This window comes from Gordonia rhizosphera NBRC 16068 (assembly GCF_000298195.1).
GTDB classification, from domain to species: Bacteria; Actinomycetota; Actinomycetes; order Mycobacteriales; family Mycobacteriaceae; genus Gordonia; species Gordonia rhizosphera.
Genome location: NZ_BAHC01000205.1, coordinates 13,741 through 25,869, shown reverse-complemented (window position 1 = coordinate 25,869; position 12,129 = coordinate 13,741). Strand labels below are relative to the sequence as shown.

The 12,129-nt window shown below is 65.7% G+C and carries 8 protein-coding genes; 2 read left to right on the top strand and 6 right to left on the bottom strand.

From position 1 onward, the window contains the following. Positions 1–222: 222 nt before the first annotated feature. Both GORHZ_RS24785 and GORHZ_RS24780 read right to left on the bottom strand, forming a co-directional pair. Positions 223–1,695: a glyceraldehyde-3-phosphate dehydrogenase gene (locus GORHZ_RS24785; RefSeq protein ID WP_006337996.1), complete on the bottom strand. Its 1,473-nt coding sequence runs from the start codon at positions 1,693–1,695 to the stop codon at positions 223–225. Between the two features lie 220 nt (positions 1,696–1,915). Then, positions 1,916–2,893 carry an Acg family FMN-binding oxidoreductase gene (locus GORHZ_RS24780; protein WP_006337995.1) on the bottom strand — a complete coding sequence of 326 codons (978 nt, stop codon included), beginning with the start codon at positions 2,891–2,893 and terminating at the stop codon, positions 1,916–1,918. Positions 2,894–3,028: 135 nt separating this feature from the next. Here GORHZ_RS24780 and GORHZ_RS24775 point away from each other — a divergent pair, with 135 nt between their 5' ends. Continuing rightward, entirely contained in the window at positions 3,029–3,925 is an 897-nt protein-coding gene (locus tag GORHZ_RS24775) for a haloalkane dehalogenase (RefSeq protein ID WP_006337994.1), read from the top strand. A gap of 1,462 nt (positions 3,926–5,387) precedes the next feature. On the opposite strand, the gene GORHZ_RS24770 is transcribed toward GORHZ_RS24775, so the two are convergent. Beyond that, positions 5,388–6,377, bottom strand: a complete 990-nt coding sequence (locus GORHZ_RS24770; RefSeq protein ID WP_006337993.1) for an LLM class flavin-dependent oxidoreductase — start codon at positions 6,375–6,377, stop codon at positions 5,388–5,390. 223 nt (positions 6,378–6,600) lie between these two features. On the opposite strand from GORHZ_RS24770, the gene GORHZ_RS24765 reads away from it, so the two are divergent. Then, positions 6,601–8,562 (top strand): acetoacetate--CoA ligase, encoded by a 1,962-nt coding sequence (locus tag GORHZ_RS24765; RefSeq protein ID WP_040533384.1) that lies wholly within the window; start codon positions 6,601–6,603, stop codon positions 8,560–8,562. A 7-nt stretch (positions 8,563–8,569) separates the two neighbouring features. Here GORHZ_RS24765 and GORHZ_RS24760 read toward each other — a convergent pair whose 3' ends face one another. From GORHZ_RS24760 to GORHZ_RS24750, 3 genes are all read right to left on the bottom strand, one after another. Beyond that, positions 8,570–10,279, bottom strand: coding sequence for a sensor histidine kinase (locus GORHZ_RS24760; protein ID WP_157205354.1), 1,710 nt, complete (start codon positions 10,277–10,279; stop codon positions 8,570–8,572). A gap of 6 nt (positions 10,280–10,285) precedes the next feature. After that, complete coding sequence (locus GORHZ_RS24755; protein ID WP_006337973.1) at positions 10,286–11,041, bottom strand: response regulator; 756 nt, start codon at positions 11,039–11,041, stop codon at positions 10,286–10,288. A gap of 97 nt (positions 11,042–11,138) precedes the next feature. After that, on the bottom strand, positions 11,139–11,855 hold the full coding sequence (locus GORHZ_RS24750) for a DUF4386 domain-containing protein (RefSeq protein WP_006337971.1): 717 nt from the start codon (positions 11,853–11,855) through the stop codon (positions 11,139–11,141). Positions 11,856–12,129: the final 274 nt, after the last annotated feature.

Here is a 12,129-nt window from a genome sequence, read left to right as displayed (position 1 = left end):
AGCCGAACCGCCGGAGCGATTCGACTCCGAATCCCGTCGCGTCCACGGTGGGTCACGTCCGTTGACGGCGGCGACCGGTCAGCTGTTGTGCCGAACGCGACTGTCCTCGATCGACCGCCGCGGCGACAACGGCAGCTCCGGTGCGTCCGGCATCGGCCGGCTGAGGCGCAGAACCACCGACGAGAGCGTGCCGACGTCGCGACACCGAGATCGCCTGCCCGGTTACACCGGCACGTCGTGCACAGCCCGTGCGTGCACTTCCTGCACAGACGGATAAGTCGGGTACTCGATTCCGGACAAGTGCTGGACGGTGCGGACGACCTGGCAGGAATACCCGAATTCGTTGTCGTACCAGACATAGAGGATCACGTTGTCGTCGTCGACGATCGTCGCGTTGGCGTCCACGATGCACGCCGCCCGCGATCCGATGAAGTCGCTGGACACCGCGTCGGTCGCGGCCGTGTAGTCGAGGTTGCGGCTCAGCGGTCCCGACAGCGACGCCTGCCGGAGGTACTCGAGCACCGCGTCCTTCGTGGTCGCTTCTCGAAGCGTCAGGTTGAGGATCGCGATGGATACGTCCTGCGTCGGGACACGAACCGAATTGCCGGTGATCTTGGCCTTCAGTTCTGGCAGCGCCTTCGCCACCGCCGACGCCGCACCGGTCTCGGTGAGGACGAGATTGGACGGCGCCGAACGGCCACGGCGGTCGGCCTTGTGATAGTTGTCCAACAGGTTCTGGTCGTTGGTGAACGAATGGACCGTCTCCACGTGACCGCGAACGATGCCGAACGCCTCCTCGATGGCCTTGAGCGGTGGCACGATCGCATTGGTCGTGCACGACGCGCACGAGAAGATCTGCTGCTCGAGGTCCATCGTCCGATGGTTGACTCCGTGCACGATGTTCGGCACGTCGCCCTTGCCGGGTGCCGTCAGCACCACCTTCGCGATACCGGGACGCAGGTGCTTGGACAGACCGTCCCGATCCCGCCACTTGCCGGTGTTGTCGATGAGGATCGCGTTGTCGATGCCGTACTCGGTGTAGTCGACGCTGGCCGGGTCATCGCTGTAGATGAACTTGACGACATTGCCGTTGGCAACCAGAACGTTGTTCTCGGCATCGACCTTGATCGATCCGTTGAAGTGCCCGTGGACCGAATCGCGACGAAGCAATGATGCGCGCTTGGCCAGGTCGTCGTCGCCGCCCCGGCGGACGACGACCGCCCGCAGGTTCAGCCCGTTACCGGAGCCGGCCTTCTCGATGAGCAGGCGCGCAACCAGCCTTCCGATGCGGCCGAAACCGTAGAGCACCACATCCCGTGGCCCCTGCGGCTCGATCTTGTTGGCCCCCGTCACGTCGTCGAGCACCTCGGCGGTGAAGGCAGGCACCGACAGACCACGATCATCCGCGCGATACGCCATCACCAGCAAGCCGAGGTCGATCTTCGACGGACCCAGATCCAGATCGGCAAGAGCCTGCAGGAAGGCGAATGTCTCGTCGACCGACAGTTCGTCGCCGCCGATCTGCCGTGCGAAGCGATGGGTTCGAAGGATGCTGATGACCGACTTGTTCACCAGAGACCGGCTATGCAGCAGAATCGTCACCCCCTTCGAGCGATGCAGAGTGCCGATGATCGGAATCATCGCCTCCGCGACAGCTTCTTGGGAGTTCCAGCGGGCAAGTTCTGGCGTGGTCACTGCAAGTCCTATGGTCACTCGGGCGATTTCCAAACGGGCGGTGCACGTCGATCGTATTCAGTGCGGCCGGTCGCGCTGCGCTCGACCCCGCTTGCCGACGCCTGTCGCCGAAGGTGTACGGACTCGTTTCGGCGCAGCCTCGGCGAACAGGTCAACGACGTCGTGACCGCACCCGACGCCATCGACAAGAGCCTGCGAAAAACGACCCGGATCTGCTCGACTAGCGGACGCGACTGTCCTCGATCGACCGCCGCGGCGACAACGGCAGCTCCGGTGCGTCCGGCATCGGCCGGCCGAGGCGCAGAATGATCTGCGGATAGGCGCGGTTGTCGAGCACCTTGTCCGTGATCTCGGCACGTATCTCGGAGATCTCCAACGGTTCGGTCACCGGGCAGGTGGCCAAACCCGCGCTGGTTGCGGCCAGCAGCATCTCGCTCGCCGCCTCACCCGCACGCAGCTGCGCGGCGCCGTCGTCGACCTCGGAGCCGATCACGATCAGATCACCGACCGCACCTCCCGCGGTCGACGTTTCGGGAGTGCTACCCGCAAAGGCACGGGCCGGGAACTCGGCACCAGGATCGGAACGTACGACGTTGGACGAGGGCACGCCTTCGTCAGGCGATGGCAGACCACTCCACGTGGCGAGTTCGAGCTGATACTCCGGGTCCTCGGAATGTACCGCCGCGGCGTCGCGTGCCGCGCGCGCGAGGCTCGAGCGCTTCGCCTCATCTGACACCACGGACGCAACAACACCGTGTCGGGAGGCCCGCTCGAGCAGGTCGTTCAGCTGATCTGGCGCAAGCGGTCGCGGGTCGTAACGCCGACGGTCGGTGCGGCGCCGGCCGATCGCGGCGGCGAGCGCCGACTCGTCTTCCGTCGGTGTATGAGGCGCGCTGAAGTCGACGTGTGCGACGTGCTGGGGATCAAAGGTCCTGGGGAACAGGTGAATCTCCGCGCGCCGTCCCTCGACGGCGAGAGCGATCTGTAGATGATTCAGCAGCGCACCGAGACTCAGCAGGGCGTCACGCCCGTGCGGATCGGCGCTACGTAACACGAGATCGGGGTCGATGAAAAGATCCACGCCGTCGCCCGACTGTCGCCACAGCCACGGCTGGGTGTTGTGCGCCGAGGGTGCCCGGACCGCCGTGGCGAGCGCCCGTTCGAGGATGCCATCGGTTGTCGCTGTGGGCGGCACCATCGTGATCGTCTCCTTCCATCGCCATTCACCTTCCAGCGTCGCATGCTGGGGCATATCGAACAGGGGCTTTGAGCACGTTGCCAACCCGTCGTCGATCGCGGACTTCAATCGGCCACGATGTGCTAAGCAAGGGGCGTGTCCCGAATCCTGCGCACCCCCGACGAGAGGTTCGCCGACCTGCCCGACTTTCCGTACGCACCTCACTTCATCGAGTTGGGCGATGTCCGGATGGCAGTGGTCGATGAAGGCGCCCGGGACGGAGAGCCCGTTCTCCTGCTCCACGGCGAGCCAACCTGGAGTTATCTCTACCGGAAGATGATCCCGCCACTCGTCGCTGCCGGGCTGCGGGTGGTGGTACCCGACCTGATCGGGTTCGGCCAGTCCGACAAGCCGGCGTCGATCGAGGACTACAGCTACCAGAAGCACGTCGATTGGGTGTTCGACGCGGTGCGAGCCCTCGAACTCGACCAGGTCACACTGTTCGGCCAGGACTGGGGAAGCCTCATCGGGTTGCGGATCGCGGCCGAACACCCGCAGCGATTCGCTCGCGTTGTCATCGGCAACGGTTTCCTGCCCACGGCGCATGGGTCGCCTTCTCTGGCGTTTCTCGTGTGGCGCACCTTTGCTCGCTGGTCTCCGGTGTTCCCGATCGGCCGTCTCGTCGACACCGGGTCGCTGACGAAACTCACCAAAGCCGAACGCGCGGCGTACGACGCCCCGTTTCCCGACAGGACGTACAAGGCCGGGGCACGGGCCTTTCCGCGCCTGGTCCCGCTGCGTGCTGATGATCCCGCCGTCCCGGCAAACCGTGCGGCGTGGGACGCGCTGGCGGCGTGGGACAAACCTTTCCTGACCCTGTTCGGCGCCAAGGACCCCATCCTCGGGCGTGCCGATGCACCGTTGCAGAGGCACATTCCCGGTGCCGCCGGGCAACCCCACGACCGACTCCGTGGCGGGCATTTCATCCAGGAGGATCAAGGACCGGAGCTCGCGCGCAGGATGATCGAGTTCATCGGCGCGGGACGCCGATAGCTTCGTCGGCCTGCGGACAATCGAGTGACTCGAGCGAGGTGCCGGAGCCAAGGACCTTGGCTCAGCGACGACCGACTCCGCCGTATTCCGTCAGCCGTGTTCAGCTCGCGTTGACCTTGGGACGGCTCCTACCTGTCCAACACGCTGCGCCGGCAAGCGGGACCATGGGGGATCCCGACCCAGGATGATTAACACCATGTTCGGCGCGGAGTGCTCGCTGCCGCACCGACCTCGATCCGGCCGACCTCGAAGTCCAACTCGGCGACGACACCGGCTGCCGCTGAGCATCCCTGCGCGCGTCACACGATGTGGGCTGTGTCGGCAGCGACCAACGCGGTCAGGAACGAGGCTGGGACCGTGGGCAATTCGGACTGCCGGCGATCGACGAGCAAACCTCCTGGCTTCCAGCAGGCTGCGTGGGTGTCGCCGGACCTCCATTCTGTCCACTTACTCCCCGGCCCAACGACACGCGAGTTCGGTCGGCTCATCGGGACGCGCCTCGAGGAGCAGCAATCTGTCGCGGTGTCCTCCTGGAGCTGTGCGGTGGTCTCCTCGATGCCGTTCTCGGGCCGGCGCCGCGTAGGGAACCACCGGCACCGGCCCGTGGTCCGGGAATGCGGGCAGACCCAACCTGACCCGCTCGTTCTCCGCGACGGCCCGCAAACGCCCCAGCGACAGGGCCTCGGCGATCCACAGGGCCTCATGGAGACGTTGCGTCGCCGCGTCGCGATCGCCGCGCAGCGCCTTGATCCGAGCAGCGAACCGGCCATGCGAACGGGATACGAACGCTTTCCGCAGAACGCCTGGCCGCCCTCAGGGCCTCGCGGAAAGGGTGTTCCGCGGTGTCGATGTCAAGTTGGTGGTGGGCTGCGATACCCACCCAGCAGTGCCCGGATATCTCGTCGTAGGGGCCGCTGTTGCGATGATGGTATGGGGAGGCCCACTCCTGTAACCGACGTGGCTCCTCGAGGTCGAACCGGTAGGTCGCAGCGAACGTCGCGACATTGGCGGCGACCGACACCACCCACGGACGGAGCGTTCCGGATGTGGAAATGACGGCGCCGCAAGCTCTTCTATGCCCTCAGGCCGGTCGGCCCGCAGCGTCACCACGGCGCGAAGCGCCGCTGCCTCCCGCCGAAGATCGGCGATCTCGGCCGGCGTGGAGGTCCTGGTTTCGATGGCGGTCTCGACGAGGTCCCGTACATGCTCGGCCGGCCCGGCGTGATGCATCAGGATTTCGGCCCATGCGGTGACGAGTTGCAGCCGTGGCAGGGCCGCGACCACCTACATTCGAACACCGCATGACCGGTGACATCGGCGAAGCCGGCCGCGCCCCGCTCCGCGGCGGCTGACGTCGTGACGTCGGGGCCGTGTCGGATTCGGGTCGACTTGGGCCATCGATGCCCTCCGCAGTCACGCGCCGGCGGTGCACCTCTGACCCGAAAATATCCCCCAGCCGCGCTCAGCTCGCGTTTACCTTGGGCATGATCTCCTCGGCCAGTCGCTTGAGGTCGTCGATTGTCTTGGAGGTCGGCACGTCCCGGAACGGGGGCCACAGGAACGGCATCGTCATCCCCGCCTCCTTGTAGCGCTTGAGGATGTCCTCGATCTGCTGGGCGTTGCCCGCGAGCAGATTGGAGGCCTTGCCCGCCGGGGTCTGATCCATGGGCTCGTCGGTGATGACGAACCAAATCATGCTGCACATGTCGAAGCCCTCGGGGAAATCGCGGCCCATTTCGTTCAGCTCGCGCCCGATCTCGCCCTTCCAACGCTTGATGTCCTCGGGCGAATCCTGGATCCCGATCCACCCCTGCAGGCCGTACTTCGCGATGCGGCGGGCCGAGCGCTTCGGGTCCTTGAGGCCGGAGAAGTAGATCGGCGGACCCGGTTTCTGGATGGGCTGGTGGCCGAAGCCGCAGAGCGGGAAGTCGGCGAACTCGCCATGATATTCGAACAGCTCATTGGACCAGATGCCCTGCATGATCTCGATCGTTTCGCGTACGTGCGCGTGTCGCCGCGGAAACAGGTGCGAGGCACTTGCGGCTGCGAACTCCTCAGGCATCCAGCCCGACCCGACGCCGACGTTGAGTCGTCCGTTGCTCAGGTGATCCTGGGTGGCGAGTTCCGCGGCGAGCACCCCTGGGGATCGGTATGGCGTGTCGATGATGCTCATGCCGATCCGGACCTTCTGCGTCTTCGCGGCAAGCCACGGGATGAGGGTCATGCCCTGGAACCACTTGCCCCGCGAGATGACCGGCAGGGCCTTGGGAAGGTCGGTCATCATGCCGAACGGGTATTCGAGCTCCTCGTGGTCGGAGGCCTCGGGAACGACGATCCGGTCCAGGGTCCACACGGAGTCGAAGTCGAGGTCCTCCGCGAGCGCGGTGAGGTCTTCGAGTTCCTTGATGGTCACGTGGTCGCGGAAGTTCGGAAGGTAGAGGGCGAGCTTCATCGGTCGGACTCCTCAGGGCGATTCGAGCAGGATGTGGCCGTGTCGCGGGACGACGCCCAACACGAACACTGCCTGCGACCGTATTCAGTCCTTCTCAATGTCGTCTCAACCAAACCTCAACGCTTCATCAACCGTTGCCGGCGAATCGACGCATGGGCTTATGTTCGGGCGATGGAGTGTGGCCCGGCAGATCTCGTTCGATGCCCGCCCGATGCGCCGGCCGATGTCTGACGTGTTGTGGCGCCCATCGCCGGAGCGGATCGAGAAATCTCCGCTGCGGGCGTATCTGAACTGGCTCGAAGGGCATGAGGGACAGGCGTTTCCCGATCACGACGCCCTGTGGGAATGGTCGGTGCGTGATCTCCGCCGTTTCTGGACCTCCATCGTGGACTACTACCACGTCGAGTTCTCGGCACCGTGGACGCAGGTCCTCACCACCGACCCCATGCCGCGGGCCCGCTGGTTCACCGACGGCCATCTCAACTGGGCCCACCACGCACTTCGTCGGGGTGCCGATGACACGGCGGCGATGGTATGCGTTCAGGAGGGCGGACTGCCCGGTCGGGAGATCACGTTCGCGCAACTGCGTCGCTCGGTGGGCGCAGCCGCGGCGTGGTTGCGCACCGTGGGGGTGCGACCCGGCGACCGCGTCGCCGCCTACCTGCCCAACACCGAGCATGCCGTGATCGGTGTCCTCGCCTCTGCCGCCGTCGGCGCGGTGTGGGCGTGTTGCTCCCCCGACTTCGGGCCCGACGGCACCATCGGTCGCCTCGCCCAGCTCGAACCAACGGTGCTCATCGCCACCGACGGTTACCACTGGAACGGCAAGGAAATCGACCGCAGCGACGTCGTCGCACAGCTGCGCGAGAACCTGCCCACGGTGCGGCATTTCGTTCACGTTCCGTACGTGTTCGACCGGCCTCATCCCGACAACTCGACGCCGTGGGAGGAACTCGTTGCGCACGACGCTCCGCTCGAGTTCACACAGGTCGAGTTCTCCGATCCGCTGTGGGTCCTGTTCACCTCGGGCACCACCGGCGTGCCCAAGGGGCTGGTCCACGGCCATGGTGGGATCACTCTCGAAGGCCTGAAATGGTCTGGCCTGTATGGCGGATTCCGTCCGGGTGAGCGCTTGTTCACCTACACGTCGACCGGCTGGGCCCTGTGGAACATCGAACTCGGGGCATTGACTCAGGGCGCGGGCATCGTGTTGTACGAGGGCAGCCCCGGCTATCCGCCCGGCGCGGTGTGGGAGGTCGCGGCGCGCGCTCGGGCAGATGCCCTGCTGCTCGGCGCCGCTGTGGTGACGTTCTCTGCGGGCGCGGGATTTTTTCCCCGGGACAATTACGACCTGAGCCGGCTGCGGCACGTGATGGTCAGCGGCTCGGCCCTACCGTCGGCTGGCTATCACTGGCTGATGGACCACGTCAGCGCAGACCTCCGCATCGATTCCACCAGCGGGGGCACCGATATCTCCGGCTCGTTCGTCGGCGGTAACGAGTACGCACCGGTCCGGGTGGGACGGATCGGCGGTCGGCTCGCCGGCGTCGACTGCGCCGCCTGGCGCGACGACGGCACTCCCGTCGTCGAGGAGGTGGGCGACCTCGTGATCACCCAGCCGATGCCGTCGATGCCGGTCATGCTGTGGAACGACCCCGACTACACGCGATACACCGATTCGTATTTCGACACCTGGCCCGGGGTGTGGCGGCACGGCGATTGGGTGACAATGCATTCCGACGGCAGCGTCACGATCCACGGCCGATCGGACTCCACGCTCAACCGGCAGGGCGTGCGGCTGGGGAGCAGCGATTTCTACGACGTGCTCGACGGCATGCCGGAGATCGCGGAGACGCTGGTGATCGGCGTCGACCAACCCGACGACGCCTACTGGCTGGGCCTGTTCGTCGTTCCGGCTCCCGGGCATGCGGTCGACGACGAGCTCAAACACAAGATCGTGGTAACACTGCGGACGCGCCTGACACCCCGCCATGTGCCCGACGAGATCATCGAAGCCCCCGCGGTGCCGCACACCCTGAACGGGAAGAGACTCGAGATCCCGGTCAAGAAGTTGCTGCTCGGCAGGCCTCTGGAGCAGGCCGCGAACCTCGCGTCCGTCGATGATCCCGACACGTTGCGGTGGTATGCGCGGTTCGCCGCGGATCGGCTGGGGGCGGCGGGCTGACCGTCGGTCACCTCGCCGCGACGTCCTCGGAGTCGACTCGCGCCGACGTCCGAGGCAGCACCACGGTGAAAACCGCTCCCCCCTCCTGCGCGTTGTGCCCGGAGATCGCACCGTCCATCGCGGTGACGAGCCCATGAGCGAGCATCAGCCCGATTCCGTATCCGTCCACCGGCGCGCTCGGGGCGCTCGCACCCTCGGCACGGGAGAACGGCTTGAACATCCTCGGCAGGTACTCGGCCGGGATACCAGCGCCGTCGTCGATGATCTCGATCGTGACCTCGTTCATCGTCGGGGTCACGACGATACGCACGTTCCCCCCGCGGCGGCCATACCGGATCGCATTGGCGATGATGTTGAGCAGCACCTGGCGAAGCCGCCCTCGATCGGCCCAAACCGAGATTTCCGGATCGATCGACACCTCGATGGTCACGTCCCTGTCCGCCGCTGCGGATGCCAGCATGTGCACGATCTCGCGGACGGTCTCGTTCACGCCGACCGCCTCGACGTGGAGGGGCAGGACGCCGGCCTCGGACCTACTGATGTCGAGGACATCGGTGACCAGGTCCAGCAGATGATCGGCCGCGAAGTTGATCCGCGCGAGCGCCTCCTGCCGGCGCGATGCATCGAGATCGAGCGTCCCCAGCAGTTCGGTGAAACCCTTGATCGCCTGCAGCGGGGTGCGCACTTCGTGGCTCACCGATGTGAGCAGGGCAGACTTCGCGTTGCTGTGGTCTTCGGCGATCTGCCTGGCGACCTCGGCCTCATGACGTGCCCGTCTGTCGGATTCGGCCGCGAGGCTCTCGGTCAGGTCGATGACGTTGAGGACGAGCCGCGAGGGCAGACCATCGCGACTGCGGATCACCGAGATCGTCGTCGCCACCGGCCGCAGCGTGCCGTCCCTGCACTGCAGATGCATCTGCTGGGTCACGCACTTGGTCAATTGGGCGACGAGTTCGCTGTCGATGCACGCGTCCGTGTCAGGGACGGTGCGGATGACCGTCTCGAGTGGCCGCCCAGCCAATTCGGCCGGACGGTAGCCGCTCAGATGAGCGAACGCCGCGTTCACCCGCTCGAATCTCTGGTCGAGGTCGAGCAACGCCTCACCTGCCGGGTTGTCGTCGAACGTACGACGGAAGAGTTCCTCGCTCTCGACCAGATCTCCGAGTAGCCGACTGTGTTCGATGGCCACCGATGCGAGATAGGTGAAGCGCGTGACCAGGCGACGCTCTCGATCGCTGGGATCATGCGATTGACCGTGGTAGACGGCGAAGGTGCCGACAGTCTCGCCCCGCGGGTCGAAGATCGGCGAGGACCAGCACGAGACGAGACCCGCGTCGAGCGCCGCGGCGCGGTATTCGGGCCATCGTTCGTCGGTGCGGACATCGACTGCGACGATCGGTTCCCCGAGGTATGCCGCCGTTCCACACGATCCGGCCCGCGGGCCCGGCCTGATGCCGTCGATCGCTCGGATGTATGTCTCGGGCAGATTGGGGGCCGCGCCATTGCGGAGAGTAGGTCCCGCGGGATCGACGATCAGGATGGAGCATCGCGCGCCAAGAATGAGGTCCTCGAGCGAGCCGATGATCGCATCGAGCGTCCGTTCGAGTGGAGCACCTGTCGCGACGAGTTCCAGAACCTCCATCTGTCGCTCCAATAGCACCGAGGTGTCGGTGGGCTCGAGGACGTGATCGCCATCCTCCTTTGGACGCGCCTTCATCATCGATCACTGTCCCGGGCAGACATCGAGTTGATAGCCGACGCCCCGGACCGTTCGGATCAGCGCCTCGGTGCTCGCCCTCCCGAGTTTGTTCCGCAGCCGGTGGACGTGCTCGGTAACAGTCGCTTCCCCGAGCCACTCTGCGGACTGCCATACCGTCTCGAGCAACTGATGCCTCGTGAACACCTGCTTTGGATGACCGGCGAGGAAAGACAACAGGTCGAATTCCTTGGCGGTCAGTTCGATTCGTTGCCCGCTCACCGTGACCTCGCGGCTGGAGACGTCGATCTGCACAGGACCAACGGTGAGGACTTCGGATATCACGACTGGCCCGGCACGGCGCAGGAGCGACCTCACTCGTGCGGCCAGCTCGCCAGGCGAGAACGGCTTCACAAGGTAATCGTCCGCGCCGAGATCCAGGCCGACGATGCGGTCGGTCTCGCTGCTTCGGCCCGACAGAATGATGACGGGGAGGTCACGCGAAACACCCGCACGTCCATCACGAATCGCGCAGAGGACGTCGAGTCCACTCATCCCCTGCAGCGAGAGATCCAGCACGATCAACAGAGGAACCTCGTGCGCCATCACCTGCAATGCCGACGCCCCATCGTCTGCCTCGACGACATCGAACCCCGAGTCCTTGAGTTGCCACCGGACTACGGTCCGTATTCCGTCGTCATCGTCGACGACGAGAATTCGCTGCCCCGCCGCAGCGCCGGCCGTCGGTCGGCGCGGATCGACGTCGGTCGGAGAAACGTCCACGGGTGTGACTTAACACCGGCTGGTCCGCCGGCGCCAGTACTTCCGCGGCAGCAGCGCAGTTCCCCGCGGCCTTGGCCCGAATATCGATCAACGTGGTTCACGAAGAGGCAGACGTGGCGGCCCGGGACGTAGGCGCGGTCGCAGACGCAGATCGGATGCCCAGGGTCAGCAGATAGCCGATCATCCAGAACTCCCCGATCGTCGCGGGGAATGCCAAGAGATCCACCAGCAGGCTTGGTGCGCCGACCAGGCCGTAGTCGACAAAACTGCTGAGGACGTAGCCCGCGCCACCTGCCACCAGGATCCAACCGAGCACCGCCGGGAACCGACCGCTGGTGATCGCAGCCCACCCCATCGGGATGAGCCAAAGTCCGAAGAAGAGCGCGCCGATGCCCCAGGCCGCCGTGCTGAGCTGGTGGAGTAGTCCGACGGTGGCTGCCGCGTCACCGGCGGGAGCGAGGGAGGAGTCCCCGGCCACCGCGAGGGCGCTGGCCATGAAGACCGCGCTGGCCATGATCGCCACCGCGTTGACGAGCCCGAATGCGGCGACGGCGACCCCGGCGACATGATTCACGGACCGATAAAGCTTGTAGAACCAGATCGCCGCCAGCGCCTGGGTAACGACGATCGCCATTTCGAGTGCGAGGCCGAGGCGCGCGAGACCCTCTTTCTCCGTCAGATTCGCGAGCGTGGCCGCAGCGTCGTCGTCGACCCAGATCGCCGGGCGGATCAGCAGGAACCCGACCATTCCGGTGATGCCCAGTCCGAGATACCAGGCACCCGTCGCTCTGGCGGTGGTCTTCTGGCTGGTCATGTGGTTTCCCTTCCGACAGTAAATCCGTCAAGCGATGTCTGAGTTACGGGTGTCTGATTCGGACCCGGACACCGAAGCGAGCCGGGAAGACGCCACGCAGGTGAGCCAACGACCACGGCAGCCCGGCCAAGGTGTGCGTACCGAAGGCCGGGTCGGCGCAAAGCGCTGACTGCCACGATGCGGACGGGGCACATCCGAAAGGTCGGCCGTCTCCGCAGCGGGCAGGACTTTCCGGCACACCGGTGTCGACGCTAACACTCCAAGCGACACGCCG

Excerpts from the sequence above, each read along its gene's own strand:
- GORHZ_RS24780 (WP_006337995.1), bottom strand. The coding sequence starts at position 2,893 with ATGGTGCCGCCCACAGCGACAACCGATGGCATCCTCGAACGGGCGCTC.
- GORHZ_RS24770 (WP_006337993.1), bottom strand. The coding sequence starts at position 6,377 with ATGAAGCTCGCCCTCTACCTTCCGAACTTCCGCGACCACGTGACCATC.
- GORHZ_RS24765 (WP_040533384.1), top strand. The coding sequence starts at position 6,601 with ATGTCTGACGTGTTGTGGCGCCCATCGCCGGAGCGGATCGAGAAATCT.
- GORHZ_RS24760 (WP_157205354.1), bottom strand. The coding sequence starts at position 10,279 with ATGAAGGCGCGTCCAAAGGAGGATGGCGATCACGTCCTCGAGCCCACC.
- GORHZ_RS24750 (WP_006337971.1), bottom strand. The coding sequence starts at position 11,855 with ATGACCAGCCAGAAGACCACCGCCAGAGCGACGGGTGCCTGGTATCTC.